This is a genomic window from Bacteroidales bacterium, from assembly GCA_013314715.1.
Taxonomy (GTDB): Bacteria; Bacteroidota; Bacteroidia; order Bacteroidales; family GWA2-32-17; genus Ch61.
The window spans coordinates 17,182-33,893 of record JABUFC010000035.1 but is presented as its reverse complement, the minus strand read 5'-3'; the positions used below and the strand labels follow the sequence as shown (position 1 = coordinate 33,893).

At 31.3% G+C, this 16,712-nt stretch carries 18 protein-coding genes; 6 read left to right on the top strand and 12 right to left on the bottom strand.

Annotated features, from left to right (window positions below; all coding sequences use genetic code 11):
• The first annotated feature begins 79 nt into the window (after positions 1-79).
• Positions 80-343 carry a hypothetical protein gene (locus tag HPY79_09060; protein ID NSW45947.1) on the top strand — a complete coding sequence of 88 codons (264 nt, stop codon included), beginning with the start codon at positions 80-82 and terminating at the stop codon, positions 341-343.
• Between the two features lie 2 nt (positions 344-345).
• Here HPY79_09060 and HPY79_09055 read toward each other — a convergent pair whose 3' ends face one another.
• From HPY79_09055 to HPY79_09015, 9 genes are all read right to left on the bottom strand, one after another.
• The gene (locus HPY79_09055) at positions 346-759 is read right to left on the bottom strand and encodes a rhodanese-like domain-containing protein (protein NSW45946.1); all 414 of its coding nucleotides are present in this window, start codon (positions 757-759) and stop codon (positions 346-348) included.
• The gene (locus HPY79_09050; protein ID NSW45945.1) at positions 749-2,164 is read right to left on the bottom strand and encodes a sugar transferase; all 1,416 of its coding nucleotides are present in this window, start codon (positions 2,162-2,164) and stop codon (positions 749-751) included. The genes HPY79_09055 and HPY79_09050 overlap by 11 nt, the downstream gene beginning before the upstream one ends.
• Positions 2,164-3,009: a hypothetical protein gene (locus tag HPY79_09045; GenBank protein ID NSW45944.1), complete on the bottom strand. Its 846-nt coding sequence runs from the start codon at positions 3,007-3,009 to the stop codon at positions 2,164-2,166. Before HPY79_09045 ends, HPY79_09050 begins: the two co-directional genes overlap by 1 nt.
• 52 nt (positions 3,010-3,061) lie before the next feature.
• The gene (locus tag HPY79_09040; protein ID NSW45943.1) at positions 3,062-4,024 is read right to left on the bottom strand and encodes a Gfo/Idh/MocA family oxidoreductase; all 963 of its coding nucleotides are present in this window, start codon (positions 4,022-4,024) and stop codon (positions 3,062-3,064) included.
• A 261-nt stretch (positions 4,025-4,285) separates the two neighbouring features.
• Positions 4,286-6,610 carry a T9SS type A sorting domain-containing protein gene (locus HPY79_09035; protein ID NSW45942.1) on the bottom strand — a complete coding sequence of 775 codons (2,325 nt, stop codon included), beginning with the start codon at positions 6,608-6,610 and terminating at the stop codon, positions 4,286-4,288.
• Between the two features lie 227 nt (positions 6,611-6,837).
• Entirely contained in the window at positions 6,838-7,851 is a 1,014-nt protein-coding gene (locus HPY79_09030) for a branched-chain amino acid aminotransferase (GenBank protein NSW45941.1), read from the bottom strand.
• 12 nt (positions 7,852-7,863) lie between these two features.
• Entirely contained in the window at positions 7,864-8,247 is a 384-nt protein-coding gene (locus HPY79_09025; GenBank protein ID NSW45940.1) for a DUF1987 domain-containing protein, read from the bottom strand.
• Positions 8,248-8,250: 3 nt separating this feature from the next.
• Positions 8,251-8,823 (bottom strand): hypothetical protein, encoded by a 573-nt coding sequence (locus tag HPY79_09020; protein ID NSW45939.1) that lies wholly within the window; start codon positions 8,821-8,823, stop codon positions 8,251-8,253.
• A gap of 61 nt (positions 8,824-8,884) precedes the next feature.
• Entirely contained in the window at positions 8,885-9,757 is an 873-nt protein-coding gene (locus HPY79_09015; protein ID NSW45938.1) for a protein-glutamate O-methyltransferase CheR, read from the bottom strand.
• A 106-nt stretch (positions 9,758-9,863) separates the two neighbouring features.
• Here HPY79_09015 and purQ point away from each other — a divergent pair, with 106 nt between their 5' ends.
• Positions 9,864-10,553, top strand: coding sequence for a phosphoribosylformylglycinamidine synthase subunit PurQ (purQ, locus tag HPY79_09010; GenBank protein ID NSW45937.1), 690 nt, complete (start codon positions 9,864-9,866; stop codon positions 10,551-10,553).
• Here purQ and HPY79_09005 read toward each other — a convergent pair.
• Entirely contained in the window at positions 10,550-11,389 is an 840-nt protein-coding gene (locus tag HPY79_09005) for a DUF4349 domain-containing protein (protein NSW45936.1), read from the bottom strand. The two genes, purQ and HPY79_09005, sit on opposite strands and share 4 nt — an antisense overlap.
• Before the next feature lie 168 nt (positions 11,390-11,557).
• The gene (locus tag HPY79_09000) at positions 11,558-12,838 is read right to left on the bottom strand and encodes a serine hydroxymethyltransferase (GenBank protein ID NSW45935.1); all 1,281 of its coding nucleotides are present in this window, start codon (positions 12,836-12,838) and stop codon (positions 11,558-11,560) included.
• A 215-nt stretch (positions 12,839-13,053) separates the two neighbouring features.
• Between HPY79_09000 and HPY79_08995 the strand changes: the two genes are divergently transcribed.
• From HPY79_08995 to HPY79_08980, 4 genes are all read left to right on the top strand, one after another.
• Positions 13,054-13,560 (top strand): hypothetical protein, encoded by a 507-nt coding sequence (locus HPY79_08995; protein ID NSW45934.1) that lies wholly within the window; start codon positions 13,054-13,056, stop codon positions 13,558-13,560.
• Positions 13,561-13,670: 110 nt separating this feature from the next.
• Entirely contained in the window at positions 13,671-14,153 is a 483-nt protein-coding gene (locus tag HPY79_08990) for an RNA polymerase sigma factor (GenBank protein ID NSW45933.1), read from the top strand.
• Between the two features lie 2 nt (positions 14,154-14,155).
• On the top strand, positions 14,156-15,376 hold the full coding sequence (locus HPY79_08985) for a hypothetical protein (protein NSW45932.1): 1,221 nt from the start codon (positions 14,156-14,158) through the stop codon (positions 15,374-15,376).
• A 59-nt stretch (positions 15,377-15,435) separates the two neighbouring features.
• Positions 15,436-16,251: an outer membrane beta-barrel protein gene (locus tag HPY79_08980; GenBank protein ID NSW45931.1), complete on the top strand. Its 816-nt coding sequence runs from the start codon at positions 15,436-15,438 to the stop codon at positions 16,249-16,251.
• Between the two features lie 71 nt (positions 16,252-16,322).
• Here the strand turns inward: HPY79_08980 and HPY79_08975 are convergent, their stop codons facing one another.
• Positions 16,323-16,703 (bottom strand): TraR/DksA family transcriptional regulator, encoded by a 381-nt coding sequence (locus tag HPY79_08975; GenBank protein NSW45930.1) that lies wholly within the window; start codon positions 16,701-16,703, stop codon positions 16,323-16,325.
• Positions 16,704-16,712: the final 9 nt, after the last annotated feature.

Genomic DNA, 16,712 nt, shown 5'->3' with positions numbered 1-16,712 from the left:
TCAAATATTCCATTTATGATTCAATAATGTATTGATATATAATTACTTGTAAAATCGTGTAGTGCCTACATGATTTTTTATGTATTTGTATATCAATTACTTAAGCCTAAAAAGTGGCGAAGTCGGGAGAGTTAGCGATAAAAATGGAAATATTATGCTTGACGAAAGCGATCTTATGAAAAATTCAAAAATGTCTGTCAAGGAATTTACATCACAGGTAGCACCCTTTTTTATTGCATATAATAAAGACCTCAAGAATCCTTTAAGTTGTTATTGCTTAATTTGGGATAAAAATAGCGATAAAAGTATTTCAGCCGAGTTTCAAGTAAATGTTGTTCAGTAGAACTATTTTAATCTAGGACGTAACTGACACATACAACTTCCGTCTAAACGCTCAGTATTGTCGATAATAAGAGGCAGATGCTCTTGTTCCCAAGCAACAATACCACCTGCCATGTTGGCTATATTTGTATATCCTTTTGCTTTAAGTTTTTTAACTACCTCTGCGCTCTTAAGACCTACTGAATCAAAAAATATATATGCGTTATTATATAAAAGAGTAGAACACCATTCGTCAAATTTACTGGCTGGTAAATAGATTAAATTTTTTACGTCTATTTTCTTATATCCTAAAAGATAAGGTTCACGAACATCAACAAAATATATTTCAGTATTGCTTAATTCATAAGCTTCTGAGGGGCTTAAACAAAAAATGCCACCTGACATTATTCCTTTATTATGAAATACTTTACTTTCCACGCCCTTGAAAAATAATTTTTATGGTAAATATCATTATTTTAAAGTCAACATAAAGCGACATGTTTTCCATGTAAATTAAATCATACTTCAATCGCTCTATCATTTCATCTACATTTTCGGCATATCCAAATTTTACTTGTCCCCACGAGGTGATTCCAGGTCTTACTTTTTGAAGATGAGCATAATGGGGTGCTTTTTTCATTATTTGGTCGATAAAGAACTGACGTTCGGGTCGTGGACCAACAAGCGACATATCACCTTTTAATACATTAAAAAACTGGGGTGTTTCGTCCAATCTCACTTTTCGCATAAAACGACCAAACTTAGTTATTCTAGGATCGTTTTTGCTCGATAAGGCTGGTCCCATAGCTTCGGCATTGATATACATGCTACGAAACTTATAAATATTGAAGGGTTTGCCAAAACGTCCAATACGTTCGTGAGTATATATTATAGGTCCGGGTGATGATAATTTTACACCAATGGCTAAAAACAAATATACAGGCAAAAGTATAATTATAGCAAAAATAGAAAAAACAATATCAATCAACCGCTTTAGGTTTGATTCAAATGGACTCATAAGATCACGCGATATTTGAATCAAAGGAGCATCGTAGGGCGTTGACATGCGTACACTACCGGTTAATATATCGTATAATGATGGTATGGCCTTAATCACAACATCTTTATTTTCGATTCTATTCAATATAGCATTAATTTGGTCGTGTTCTCGTGTTTCAAGTGCTAAAATAACTTCCTGTACTTTTTCTTCGTCAATAATATGATGCAATTTTGAAACATCGCCTAAATGTTTTAAATATCGTTCAATTCGATACTTGGGTTTAGGTGTTACGCTTACAAATCCAACAAATAAATTTCCTGTACCTTTGGGCTGTTTAATGAAATACTCATATAAATCAAATGCCTTCTTATCGCTACCAACCATAATGGTACGAAAACCAATTTTACGTTGATGAATTTTATGAATAGTACGTGTGGTTATTGCAATTCGAGGAATATAGGTTAATACAAATTGAGTAAAAAACAACATTAATACAGAGCGGTAATAATCATGATAGCTTACTACATAGTCGTCTAATACTAATGCAAAAAACAAAAATATGGTTCCTAAAACAGTAATATAAAATGTTTGCCAAAGTTCTTTTAAGCGTGAACGACGGTAAACATCTTGATAATAGCCCGATAAATAATGTAATATTAACCAAAATAAAGGTATTAGAATAAGTCCAAGGAAAAACTTTTCGTCGTAAGTTAATTGAATGGGGTAGCCAAAATATTCTGTCTCAATAATTTTTTTTCTGAATGTAAAAAACAAAAGCCAAGATAACAAGGCCGCTATAAAATCTGAAATAATGTATTTTATTGTTTGTCGTTTTGTATTCATTAAAAATGAAGTAATTTAATATTATCAATTTCTACATCTCCTTGGGTGTAGCCTTCTTGTATGTTGCATTGAAAAATAACATTAAAATCTATGGCATCTACATTTTGATTAACTATGTAAGAAAAATCGACATATATATGATTAAATGTGTTTGGGTGTGGGTTTAATATTAATAAAGGCGTAACTATTGATGATTGTAATTTATTTATAATAAGTCCTACCGAAAAAGGGTGATTACAACGATAATCGAACTCTAAAAATATAGCAGTTCCGTTTTTGGGTAAAGTAAATGCATCGGCCGATTTATAATAAAATCGTTGACGAATAGCATCAATCGAAAATTTTCCAACTTTATTCCCTAGTGAGTCCGAAATGGCATAAAGTAAAGTGTCCGATTCTGTATCTCTATCTAAGCTAAAACCGTTACCCTGAAAATCTTCTCTCCATCCAAAAACAGTTTCGGTTTTGTAGGTAAAAACTGGCGACAGGGTAAGAATATTTCCTTCGGGTAAAATCGTGTCGATATTTAAAATATTATAAAAAGGATAAATAATTCTACTTGCACTAATTCCGTTTACTTTTATTCCTGCTCTTAATGTTATATTGTGTTTGCCTGTAGCTAAAACAGGAAAACGTGTTGGAATTTCGTATGTACCTTGTCTGTTGCCATCAATGTTAACCCATATATCGGCTATTTTACAACTATTTGAACCTTGTGTGGCATAATTAGTTGATATACTGGCGTTTACAATACGAATATACGAAGGTATATCCTCTTCTTTATCCCATTTTTGGCAAGACAGAGAAAAAAATATTAAAGCAATTAAAATAAATAAATACCTCATGCCAATTTTTCAATAGTTGTAAAACGAAAAACTTGCAAAGATATTATTTATTTTACGATTCAAACGAAAATTTTACTTTTTCCATGATTTCGAATGCAATTTTTATTGCATAATAAGCATGTTCAAGTGTTACAATGGGTGAAGTGTTATTTTTTATAGCATTTACAAAAGAACGCATTTCTTCTAAAATAGCATTATTAAGAATTATGGGTGGGTAGAACGATGTAAGTTCTACAGGTGTCGATTGCTCCAAATGGTCTTGGTTTGTTGGATGTTGTTTTGCCCAAATAATTTCAGCTTTTTTGTTTAAAAAGTCGATAGTAATACAATTATCTTTCTGAAAAAGTTTAATGGTACGCATGTTATCAATAGAAATACGGCTCGAAGTAATATGAGCAACACAACCATTTTCAAATTCTATTCGTGCACTGGCCACATCGGCACTTTGTGTGGCTACCACAGCTCCATTGGCGCTTATGCGTTTAATATTTGATTTTACTGTATATAAAATTATATCTAAATCATGAATCATGAGATTAAGAACAACAGAAATATCAAGGCTTCGCTGTGTAAAGGGTTGTAAACGATGGGCTTCTATATACATAGGTTTATTGATATACGGTTCTACTGCCAAGAAAGCTGGGTTGAAACGTTCTATATGTCCAACCTGAACCTTTACACCAGCTTCGTCTGCCATTTTTATTAAATGTTGAGCTGTTTCTACATTATGAGTTACAGGCTTTTCGATAAATACATGCTTTTGATGACGAATGGCTTCTAATGCACATTCATAATGACTTATGGTAGGAGTTACAATATCTACAATATCAACATCGCTAAGCAATTCGTCATAAGAATTATACGATTTAACTTTAAAATCATGACTCACTGTTTGCTGAACCATGGGGTCTATGTCGAAGAAACCCATTAATTCAACTTCGGGTAAATTTTTTAAAGCTTGTAGATGATACTTGCCAAAATGACCTGCTCCGATTACTCCTATGCGTAATGCCATTTTAATAATTTTTCAATTTTTTATATTTCATATTACCGATTAAATATTTGTTTGGCTTAACTATTGTTTTTACAACAATTATTAAATAGTGCTGAACCATCGAATGATAAAAAAAACAACTAATCAACACTATTAAAACAAATAATAAAATCGGCTAGTACAAATGTAGAGTAAATCAGTTCAGAAATTTCTTACCATATTTAAGACTTTTCAACAATCGTATTTTAATAAATTAAGCATAAATAAATTAAGATACGTTTACTAATTTATAAATAAAATTTTAGAAACAAAGGTTTCGCTACCATCGTCGTTAGTCGAAAAAATTAAATACACACCAGTGCTTACTCTATTGCCCGATAAATTTTTTCCATTCCAATTGGCTTGTCCGCCTTCGGCTGTAGTTTCGTAAACTAAATTTCCAGCAATATCGGTTATTTTGACGTGAGCATTTTTAACTAATCCTCTAATTGCAATATTACCATTATAATTTGGTCGAACTGGATTTGGAAAAACTTCTACATTATGATGAAATTCTAATCCTTCAGTTGCAGTACTTCTAAAAGAGCATATACCTTTGTCGGTAGCAAAAAATACCTCACCACTTTTAGGGTCAATTGCAATATCATTAATACTATTCGATAATAATGGGCTATTGTCCGTTTTAAAATGATATATTTCTTTTTGGCAGTCGGCCGACATTAAAAACACCCCACCCGATAAAGTACCTACCCATTTTCGATTAGCGCCATCTATGGCAAGGGCTGTTACTACTTCAGATTCGAATAAATAGTTTGCTTGCCCTTCTATTTCATTGGGTAACTTTATGCGTTGTGCATAAAAACCAGAAGACTCAAAAACTTGTGAAGGATTATAATAAAATACAAGTCCTTTGGCTGTTCCAACCCATAGTAATCCGTCTTTGTCCTCAACTATTGAATAAACATCGTTTGAAATTGCTTCGCCCTCGGGACTAATAATAGATATTGCTTTAGTTTTATCATCTGATAAATTATCGATTGTTCCATTTTCGTTATAAGCAAACAAGCCTCCTCCTTTCGGGAAAATAATCCATTTAGTACCATCAGAAGTGCATAGGAGTTCGCCTGTTATTTTGGCACCTCCCATAGCATTGGCTAATGAGATTGATTTCCAGGTACCATCCGATTTACGAATGGTAAGATTGTTGTTAACTTCAGAATTAATAATCCATAAATTTCCATTAGAATCGAAATCCATTCCTGTAACACGAACAAACGGTTGTCCGGGAAAAATGTTTTGCAAGGGACTATTTTGGTCGTCGTAAACTTCAATTATTGAACCGTCGTTAACTTCGATTAAACCCATACCATACGACCCAAAATAAGCATGTTTAGCATTTTTAGGGTCTACTTTTACAAAACAAATATCTTTTACATTCGTTAATTTGGAATTATTATCGGCTGAAAACGAAGTCCATTGTTCGTTGTGGAATCTGAAAATTTTTCCACTTACCCACTGGTTATTCCAAGCGCTGCTCAAAGCACCACGAGCTACCCATAAATTGTTTTCGCCACAATCAATGCGCATACAGTTATTTTCTGATGGACCATTAGGTTGAATAAAGCTTACAACATCATCAGAGTGGTTATACAGTTTTTTTACAAGTCCACCATATCCATCAGCTATCCATAAGTTATTATTTTTATCGTATGCAGCATCGCGCGGATTTATACCCCATACATCATAAATGCTAACATGGGATCCAGCTGAAACTATTGTGGCTTTGTTATATTGGCTAATAATCATTTTATCGTTATATACTTTCATCGCTGAAACATGAGTTATCGTAGTGTCGAAAACTTCCCAAGTGTTGTTATCATTACTCATATAAATTCTATCGCCAGTAGAATTTCCCGAACAATAGAAAAGCCAAATTTTACTATCAAAATATTCAACCTTTTTGAAATTTCCAAAATAATTGGGCACTTCGGTTATTTTGCTCCAATTTTGGTAATTTGCTAAATTAACACCATTTTTTAAAGCTTTATAAACGCCTTCTGTTGTTGAAGCTAAAATATAATGATCTGTAAAAGCGATAGAAGTTACATTTATATTTACTCCATTTAATCCAATAAAATAAGTCTCTTTTATTTCATATTTATCTAAGTCGAGCACTACTATTCCAAAACCACAGGCTAAATAGGCTAATCCACAATAAAAACGAATATGATTAATGGCTTTATTGCCTATTATGGGTTTTTGAAAAATATCAGATACATTAATAATTTGATTGCCTTTTATGATGTCAATATTGCCATTATCATATCCAATTACAACTAACTTTTTACTATCATCATAATTAACGGTTGTAATGGTAACGTCAGAGAGACCAAAATTTTTATCAAGCTTTTGAATCGAATTATCGTAAATGTTATATGAAAATAATCCACCATCGGTTAAGCAGTAAATAACATTTTCGGCAGGTATAACGGCTTTGCCCTGCGAATAAGATAAATGCGAACGCCACTGCATGATAGGAATTTGTGAATATAAATGGTAAGATGATAAGAGAAAAAATATAACCAAAAAGGAAACTAAAACTTTCATCTGTAATTATTTTTAATTAAGTTCAAACGATGATATAAGCCTTTTAAACAAAAACACTATAAATATTTTTGGATTGTAGTGAGTTGTTCTCATGGCTATTTCATAAAATACTGTTGTCTATATAACTTAAATAATTTGAAAAAATTGCACATGTTAATATTTTATTTTAAAGAGAAAAGCCAGACTATTAGGCCTGACTTTTCTTTATCTATGTTTTAAATAATAGACTATTCAAGCATTTCAATCCAATGATGTGGGTCTGGAATATCGCCAAATTGAATTCCTAAAAGTGTTTGATATAATTGAGTAGAAATGGGTCCAGGTTTTCCATCTTTACAGAATTTATATTCTTTACCGGTTTCAATGTCAATAATAGTACCAATAGGGCTAATAATTGCAGCTGTACCGCAAGCACCAACTTCTTCAAAGGTTTCTATTTCGTCAAGCGGTAGTGGGCGTTGTTCTACTTTCATACCCATATCTTCTACCAACTGCATTATGCTCTTATTGGTTATTGAAGCGAGTATAGATGTAGATTTGGGGGTAACATATGTATTGGCTTTAATACCGAAAAAGTTTGCTGCACCAATTTCGTCAATATATTTTTTTTCTTTTGTATCGAGATACATGGGCGAACCACATCCAGCTTGATGAGCCTTAATAACTCCGCGTAAACTTGCTGCATAATTGCCCCCTACTTTAAAGGTTCCTGTACCAAGAGGAGCAGCACGATCGCTATCGCGGATAATGGCTATTTTTACAGGGTTAAATCCTTCTTTGAAATAGGGACCAACAGGTGTAACAAAAACGACAAACATATATTCACTGGCAGGTTTAACTCCAACTTCTGCTCCAGTACCAATAAGTAGAGGACGTATATAAAGGGATGCACCCGTTCCATAGGGAGGCACAAAGCGTTCATTTTTTTTGACTGCAATAATAATGGCTTGATGAAATAATTCTGTGGGAACTTCGGGCATGTGTAAACCTCGGGCAGAGTGTTGCAATCGTTTGGCATTTTCGTCCCAGCGAAAAAGTCTAATTTTACCATCTTTGCCTCGATATGCTTTTAATCCTTCAAAAGCTTGTTGTCCATAATGCAATGCTGTTGCTGCAATATGAATAGGCATCGTTTCGTCTTGACTGATTTCTAAATCAGACCATTGACCATTCTTGTAATAAGAACGCACATTAAAATCGGTTTTAACATAACCGAATGGAAGTTTCCCCCAATCTAACATAAAAAAATTTTTTTATTCGTTATCAATCTGTATTATTTCGAAAGGAATTTGAATAATATCAGCATATTCCTCGCCAATATCTTTCATGTCCTCATCGTCTTCTTCATAATACCATTTTACAATGGCTTTTCTTCCATTTTTAATAGCCTCTTCGACTACTAAAAATAATGATAATAAAGCTTTTGAGGATGCAGTATTTAAATAATCGAGCTTAAAATGTAAAATAGTTTCTTCGTTAGGATTTTTAAAATATTCTGTGAACCAATCGATTATAGGTTGATAGAAAACATTTACATTTTCTGGCAAACTTTTCCCTTTTATCTCAAATATTTGTTTTTCTTTATCGAGATTTACAGCGGGACTATCAATTGTTGCAGGAATTACTAATGGGTTCATATATTATTTTTTTATCATTATCCTATTTACAAAAAAGAAAAAATTGCCATTTATATCAAAGAAATAGAAATCCATTTGATTATCAGTTTTACGCGCCATATCAATAAAACCTAAACCAGCACCTCCTTTGTGGCTTATTGTTCCCTGTATGAGTTGTTGTTTATACATTGAACGCAACTGTTGTTTAGTTTTATCTTTTAACAGCAGTTGTTTTTGTTGTAAAAAACTCATTTGATCTTTATCAACAAGGTTACCCGAATAAATCAATATTTCATTTTGATTTTCAATAATTAACATGGAACCTCGTTTATAAAATTCTTTATTTTCAGATATAAATGTAATAGTATGTTTTTCAATATTTTGAATACATTCTACCATTACATTAAAAATTTTCTTTTGAATAGTTCTACTTAATGTTGATTTTTTAAATCGCTGTTCAAGTGTTATCAATAGGGACTTTATAATATCGTGATTAACTTCGCCTTCGTATAAAAGAATTACGTTATTTGCATGAATATCAACATTTATTTGTCGCAAATAATCGGTTAGTAGTTGTATATTAGCTACTATAGCCATTCTATAATTTTATTGCCTTAAAGTTAAAAAATATTTTGCTTATAATAAATAGTGAATTGTTTTATTTTGATTTTTTATAAACTTGACCATTTTTATCAAAAAAGTTGGATAGGCTTCCAAGAATAGATTCATGATACCCTAATATTAAGTAGGAATTTAATTTTAACGATTTGTAAAAATTATAGATAATCTTATTTTGTAGCTCCATGTTAAAATATATTAAAACATTGCGACACATAATAAGATCGAATGAATCGGGATGTGGAAAGGGATCTTGAACTAAATTATGTTTATAAAATTTAATTTTACCTAAAAATTCGGATTTGATTTTAAAAATATCTTTGGAGGCCTCTAAATCAAAATATTTATCATACGGAACTTTATAGTTTAAAGGGTCGCGATTAATAACGGAATCAAAATTTTTTAAATATTCTATATCTAAGAAATATCTAAAAATACCATTTTTCGCTGTTGCTAACACATCTGAGTTTAAATCGGTTGCAATAATTTCAGCTTTATCTAATAATTGATGTTCGTTAAGCATTATGAGCATCGAATAAGGTTCATGTCCAAGCGAACAACCAGGATGCCAAATTTTAATCTGTTCATGTTTCTTTAATTCGGGTATTACTTTTTCTTCAAATTCGATCCAAACTAAAGGGTCGCGAAAAAATTCGGTTGTATTTACCGTTATATTTTTTACTATTGATTCAATTAACAATGGATTTGTTTTTAATTTGCTTATAAGTTCAGGCATTGTGCATTGGTAATCGATTAATATCTTTTCAAACCGACGTAATAATGACTTAGGAGAATAATCAGAAAAATCATATCCCGATAAATCGTAAATAACCTTTACAATATCTTTTATTTCGTCTTCTTTTATCTCCATTGCAGCATTGAGTTCATTTTTTTTACAAATTAAGACAAACATTCTTTAAAAACAAAACCTAATTATAGCATTTATTTTATTACATTTTTACAAATAAGATGACTATTTCATTTTTTTCAATTAACTTTGAACTTTAAATTTACAAACAATGAAATTTGGTGTTGTATTATTTCCAGGAAGCAATTGCGATCACGATGTTATTTACTTATTACGTGACTTGCTTGACCAACATGTAGAATTATTGTGGCATAAAGATTCTGACTTAAAAAATGTCGATGCAGTCGTTATTCCTGGTGGTTTTTCGTATGGCGATTATCTTAGGGCTGGTGCTATAGCCCGGTTCTCTCCTATTATGAACGAAATTATTAATTTTGCAGAAAAAGGTAAATTTGTGTTCGGTATTTGTAATGGTTTTCAGGTTCTTTGCGAATCAAAATTGTTGCCTGGTGCTCTTTTACGAAATGCCAATCAAAAATTTATATGCAAAAATGTTTTTATCAAACCCGAAAATTATAACACAACTCTAACTTCTCTTTTACCAAAAGATAAAGCATTTAAAATCCCTATTTCACACGGCGAAGGCAATTATTATGCAGATACCAATACACTAAAAGAGATGCGTCTTCATAATCAAATCTTATTTAGGTACTGCGACGCTAATGGTGTTATAACTTCTGAAGCAAACCCGAATGGATCTGTTGACAATATTGCCGGCATTTGTAATAAAAATAAAAATGTTTTTGGAATGATGCCACATCCTGAGCGTGCCGCCGATGATGAGCTTTCTAATACAGATGGTAGAGTATTTTTTGAATCAATTATTAAAAACCTTTCTTAAGCTTTCCTTCTTCGCTTTATATATCGGAGTAAAAACCAAAGTCCCCCGAATAAAATTAACCATAAGGGCCATAAATACATTACCCCAACTAAAAACCACAATAAACCATTCCAACCACCTTTTATACTTTTTACAATTTTAGACCAAAAACCAAAGTCTTTAGTTCTATGTTCATAAAAAGTAAGGCTAAGTGTTGATAAACTAATTTGGTTTTGTAAATATTTTAATCTGCCTTCCAACGATTCGATATCGGTTTGTAAATTCCCTATTTCACGTTCAATGTCGAGCATTTCTGCAACCGATTTGGCCTGTTTTAGCAATTCAGAATAACGCTGAATAACTGTTTTTTTGGTTTTAATACGAGCATCTATATCAACATACTCTTCGGTAACATCCTTAACTTGAATATCTTTGTTATCAAGCGAAACAATAATATTATTTAGTGATTTTAAAAAATCATCGAATTTTTGATTTGGAATTCTTATTTCTAAAACATATTGCTTTTGCTCGGTATAATCATACGAATATTCTTTAGCAATATAACCTTCAAAAATTTTTACTTTATTCTCAATGTAGTTTTTTGCTTTTTCAATATTATCTGTTTCAAAAGACATGCTACCTTGTTTTATTAACTTTCGTTCTATAGTTGTTTTAAGTTCTGTTCGATTCGTTTCAGATTCATTATTACTAGAAGCTTCTTCAGCATTAACATATTTTTTGCTTTCTTGACTTATAGTAGACAACTGATCTGATACTATTTGACTATCGTTTTTAAAGGCATTACTACCGCAAGAAATAAACAAAATAACAACTAATATTAATAAATATGGTTTCATGTATAAATGTTTTTTTATTTGTTTAAAATGTTCACTTTATTACTCTTAATCAATTTTTCTAATAATGATAAATATATTGATTTTTTTTCAAAGGTATGATTTTTTTTCAAAAGAAAAAAGCTACTCAAAAATGAGTAGCTTTTTTATAAATTTTGTTTATATTTTTATTTACCAAGCAAAAAGTGGGAACTTAGCCATCATATCTTTAACATCACCTCCTATTTTAGTAATTACATCTTCGTTGTTGATACTCGAAATGATGGTATCAATAAAGTCAACAATAATTGGCATATGCTCTTCTTTTAATCCGCGAGTAGTTATAGCAGGGGTTCCGACACGAATTCCCGATGTTTGGAATGGCGAACGGCTATCGAATGGTACCATATTTTTATTAATAGTAATATGAGCACGAACCAATGTATTTTCAACTTGTTTACCAGTAATTTCGGGGAATTTTGTTCTTAAGTCAATTAACATTAAGTGATTATCTGTTCCACCAGAAATGATCTTATATCCTTTAGCTAAAAAGGCTTCGGCCATTGCTTTAGCATTTTTGCGAACTTGTTGAATATATTGCTTATAGCTTGGTAGTAATGCTTCGCCAAATGCAACAGCTTTAGCAGCAATAACGTGTTCGAGTGGACCACCTTGTGTACCAGGGAAAACAGCTGAATCAATTAATGCCGACATCATTTTTACTTCACCTTTGGGTGTAGTATATCCCCAAGGATTTGGAAAATCCTTACCGATTAAAATTATACCGCCACGAGGACCACGCAATGTTTTATGAGTTGTAGAAGTTACAATATGACAATGAGGAAATGGATTGTTTAATTCTTTGGCAGCAATTAACCCAGCAGGATGAGCAATATCGGCCATGAGTAATGCCCCTACTTTATCGGCAATAGCACGCATACGAGCAAAATCCCAATCGCGACTATAAGCCGAAGCACCTGCAACAATTAATTTGGGTTTATGTTCCAGTGCAAGTTTTTCCATTTGGTCATAATCGACCATGCCTGTATCTTCACGAACTTGGTATGCAACGGGTTTGTATAAGAGACCGGAATAATTAACAGGAGAACCGTGTGTTAAGTGTCCGCCATGAGCCAAGTCTAAGCCTAAGAAGGTATCGCCCGGTTTTAACACAGCCAACATTACAGCAGCATTAGCTTGTGCACCTGAGTGCGGTTGAACATTGGCATATTCGGCTCCAAATAATTCCTTTAATCTATCTATAGCTAATTGTTCTGACTTGTCGACTACTTCGCATCCGCCGTAATAACGACGTCCAGGGTATCCTTCGGCATATTTATTCGTCATTACAGAGCCCATTGCTTGTAAAACATAAGGACTAACAAAGTTTTCGGAAGCAATCAATTCTATACCATTTAACTGGCGTTGATATTCTTCTTCGATTAAATTAAAAATGAGTGCATCTTTTTCCATAAAATTAAAATTTTGTCCAAGCAAAGGTAGTTTTTTTTAAAATGAATTTTATGGTTATTAATTTTTTTTTTAATTCAAATAATATATCTGATAATCTGATTATTGGACTCAGCAACTCTAAACAAATTTAAAAATTTTTAACATTTTTTTTGCTGATTTAAAAAAAGGTTTTACATTTGCATTACAAACTAATGTTTAACTAAAAACTTATTACTATGGAAGAACAAGTAATGGAAACAAAAAAACGTCCCACCTTTTTAACGGTGTTAGGAATTTTAAGCTTTATCGGAGTAGGTTGGCAAATCATTTCCGGTATTATTACAATGGGAGCTGGTGCTGTAACATCTGCTGTTACTAGTGCGGGTTCCGAATATGCTGAAGGTTTAAACAATATGGAAGGAATGGAAAACGTAGAAGGAATGGACCAAGCAATGGCTGGATTAAACGAAGCTGTTGACGCTGCAAACAAATTAGCTCAAAATGCTACCTTATTGGGAATTATTAACATTGTTGCTGCTTTAGTTTGTTTACTCGGCGTTATCTGGATGTGGAAACTTATGAAAAAAGGTTTCTATGTTTATGTAATTGGCGAATTAGCAGCTCCAATTGCTACTTTAGCTCTTGTTGGTTTTGGTTTAGGTGGCGTTATGGCTACTTTAGGATTTATTTTCCCAATTATTTTCATTGTACTTTATGCTTTAAACTTAAAACATATGAGTTAAATAATTGCATAAGATATAAAAAAGGGCTGTCTCAAAAGGGCAGCCTTTTTTTTTAATATAGGTGTAACTATTTTTACTTTTTCTTCGTCATAAGATATACATTTTTAGAAATGACCGTTGCAGAATACAATAAAACTGTTGATTTATATGCAGATGCACTATATCGCTTTGTGCTCAAGAACATAAAAAATAAAGAAAAGGCAGAAGATATTGTTCAAGATAGTTTTGAAAAATTATGGAAAAATAAAGACAATATAGATGCACTCAAAGCTAAATCATATCTGTTTACAACAGCTTATCATGGTTTTATTGACATTATTAGAAAAGAAAAACGATTAACTCCTTTTGAACAAGAGCATGAAAACAATACTTATCAAAGTCCTAATCCCGATATACAAGAAATTCTCCATAAAGCAATTGATAATTTGCCTACCGACCAAAAAGCTGTAGTTTTACTAAGAGATTACGAAGGTTATTCGTATAAAGAAATTAGCGAAATTACAGGACTTTCGGAATCACAAGTAAAAGTTTATATATTTAGAGCAAGAAACTATCTAAAAAATTATATTGGTAACATTACTGTACTAATTTAAAAATGGAAATTAATCGACAAAATATAGAACTCATCTTTTTTGAATATCTCGAAGGCAATCTAACTCTATTGCAAACAAAAGAACTTTTTGCATTTTTAGAACAAAACCCTGATTTGAAAAATGAATTTGAAAATTATCAACAAATTAAACTTCAGCCTAAACCAATAAAATATTCTAAAAAAGAACGATTAAAAAAAGAACATCAATTTGCTAATGATTTTGAGATTCTTTGCATAAGATTTATTGAAAATGATTTAACCGAAAATGAAAAAAACGATTTTTTAAAAATAATTGCTCAAGACGCAGAAAAACAACAAATATTTTCGAAATATCAAAAAACAAAACTTTTACCTAAGTTGTCTTTAAAATATAAAAATAAAGAACAACTTTATAAATTGGAAATTAATACGTTTGATGAAAAATGTATTGCTTACATCGAAAAACAGCTTTCAAAGGACGAAAAAAATATACTTTTAAAAGAGATTAAAAATAATTCAGAAAAAAATAAAATATTTACAAGTTATAAAAATACAATTTTAGAGCCTGATACCCAAATACGACTCGAAAATAAAAATCGTTTAAAAAAACAAAGCACTTCTGTATTAAAATTTTTATGGCCTCTGTCTGCAGCAGCATCTATTATTGTTTTTTTTATTTTTAGTTTTTACCATTTTTCGCATAAAAACATGCAATCTAATTATTTAGCTGCTAATTCTATATTGAAACCATACATAATACGAACTGTTTATACCCCAGAGAAAAACAATTCTTTTTCAAAAACTATTATAAATCAAAATGTCAAAATTAAAAAAATAGAAAAATCGCAAACAGAATTGGCTTTAATAAAAAATGATGTTAAAAATGATACCACAACCATAGATATTCAAAATAAAACCATCGAAACAAAAGTGCAATATGCTGAACAAATTAATACAGAAAATAATGATAGCATTGTAAAACTTAGTTTAGAAAAACTCTTTGCACAAAATAAATTTAATTATTTTCATCAAATGATAGAAGAGTTGAATTATGAAAAACAGGCATTTCTGCCCAATCATAAAGGTAGTTGGTGGAATATGCTTGAAAATGGAACCAAATACATACAACAATACACCGGCAATAATATTATTGTAAAAGAGCAAAGATTTGAAAAAGAACAGCGTATTAAGCAAGAAATTACTTTGGGAAATTTTTCATTTTCGCGATCTTTTTCTAAAAAATAGTGTAACTTTTAATTATTGTCAACGTCATATTATTGTAAACATCTAAATTAAAATAAGTTATGAAAAAGTTATTCTTTATTTTAGCGATCTATTTTTTAAGTGCAAATCTTATTGCTCAAAAAGACACCACTACTTTTTCTTTTGGAAAAAGCAAAGTTATTATCATTTCAGACAAATCTGATACATCAACTAAAAGTATTGTAGTAAACGATAGCATCCATAAACAAAAAACTAAACATAAAAAGAAATTTAATGGTCGTTGGAGTGCTATTGAAATTGGTTTCAATGGATACCTAACGAACAACCATTCGTTTTCTTTACCTAATCAAATAAATTATTTAGAGCTCAATCATGTTAAGTCTATTAATTTTAATGTAAACCTATTTGAATGGAATATTGGCTTATATAAAAATTACATAGGTTTAGTTTCTGGATTAGGACTTGGATTTAATAATTATCAATTTGAAAAAAATATTCATTTAAATATTGATACTACTTATCTTGATTATACTATTGATAATACAAATAAATATAAAAAGAATAAGTTGTTAATTAGCAATTTAAGAATACCAATGATGCTTGAATTTCATATACCTGTTAATGATCAAAAAGATAAAATATATTTAAGTGCTGGGCTAATCGGTTCTCTACGAATTGGTTCGCATATTAAACAAGTATATTTTGTAGATGGCGATCGTCAAACCAACAAAGAATATCATAGCTATTATTTAAATCCTTTGGCCTATTCTGTTCAACTTCGAATTGGATTTAACAAACTTGGCTTTTATTTTGACTATCAGTTATCGGAATTATTTAAAAACGAAAAGGGTCCCGTTTTACATCCTTGGGCTGCCGGTCTTTCGTTTTGTTTCTAGTAACACTCTTAACAAGCAAAGAGGCTGCACAATTTCAGGCAGCCTCTTTTATTTAATAATAAACCCAAAGGTTACTTGTTTTGATTGTTTTTTGCTTCGATACTTAAAGTAGCATGTGGAACTGCACGTAAACGTTCTTTAGGAATAAGTTTTCCTGTTTCGCGGCAAATACCATATGTTTTGTTTTCGATACGTACTAAAGCAGCTTCTAAATGCTGAATAAATTTTAGCTGACGTTGTGCTAAACGACCTACTTCTTCTTTTGATAATACAGACGCCCCTTCTTCTAATGCTTTGAATGTTGGAGAAGTATCGCTGGTGTCGTTGCCATCTGTATTATTTAAAGCTTGTTTTAAAAGTTCATAGTCTTTTTTTGCTTTTTCGAGCTTTTCAAGAATCAGTTCTTTAAATTCCTGAAGCTCTTCGTCTGAATATCTAGTTTTTTCTGACATAGTATGATG

Bases quoted from the DNA above. Each gene is read 5' to 3' on its own strand.
- HPY79_09005 (NSW45936.1), bottom strand. From the start codon at position 11,389: ATGAAACCATATTTATTAATATTAGTTGTTATTTTGTTTATTTCTTGC.
- HPY79_09045 (NSW45944.1), bottom strand. From the start codon at position 3,009: ATGAGGTATTTATTTATTTTAATTGCTTTAATATTTTTTTCTCTGTCT.
- HPY79_09000 (NSW45935.1), bottom strand. From the start codon at position 12,838: ATGGAAAAAGATGCACTCATTTTTAATTTAATCGAAGAAGAATATCAA.
- HPY79_08980 (NSW45931.1), top strand. From the start codon at position 15,436: ATGAAAAAGTTATTCTTTATTTTAGCGATCTATTTTTTAAGTGCAAAT.
- HPY79_09035 (NSW45942.1), bottom strand. From the start codon at position 6,610: ATGAAAGTTTTAGTTTCCTTTTTGGTTATATTTTTTCTCTTATCATCT.
- HPY79_09050 (NSW45945.1), bottom strand. From the start codon at position 2,164: ATGAATACAAAACGACAAACAATAAAATACATTATTTCAGATTTTATA.
- HPY79_09060 (NSW45947.1), top strand. From the start codon at position 80: ATGTATTTGTATATCAATTACTTAAGCCTAAAAAGTGGCGAAGTCGGG.
- HPY79_08995 (NSW45934.1), top strand. From the start codon at position 13,054: ATGGAAGAACAAGTAATGGAAACAAAAAAACGTCCCACCTTTTTAACG.
- HPY79_08990 (NSW45933.1), top strand. From the start codon at position 13,671: ATGACCGTTGCAGAATACAATAAAACTGTTGATTTATATGCAGATGCA.
- HPY79_09025 (NSW45940.1), bottom strand. From the start codon at position 8,247: ATGAACCCATTAGTAATTCCTGCAACAATTGATAGTCCCGCTGTAAAT.
- HPY79_09030 (NSW45941.1), bottom strand. From the start codon at position 7,851: ATGTTAGATTGGGGGAAACTTCCATTCGGTTATGTTAAAACCGATTTT.
- HPY79_08985 (NSW45932.1), top strand. From the start codon at position 14,156: ATGGAAATTAATCGACAAAATATAGAACTCATCTTTTTTGAATATCTC.
- HPY79_09040 (NSW45943.1), bottom strand. From the start codon at position 4,024: ATGGCATTACGCATAGGAGTAATCGGAGCAGGTCATTTTGGCAAGTAT.
- HPY79_09020 (NSW45939.1), bottom strand. From the start codon at position 8,823: ATGGCTATAGTAGCTAATATACAACTACTAACCGATTATTTGCGACAA.
- HPY79_08975 (NSW45930.1), bottom strand. From the start codon at position 16,703: ATGTCAGAAAAAACTAGATATTCAGACGAAGAGCTTCAGGAATTTAAA.
- HPY79_09015 (NSW45938.1), bottom strand. From the start codon at position 9,757: ATGTTTGTCTTAATTTGTAAAAAAAATGAACTCAATGCTGCAATGGAG.
- purQ (NSW45937.1), top strand. From the start codon at position 9,864: ATGAAATTTGGTGTTGTATTATTTCCAGGAAGCAATTGCGATCACGAT.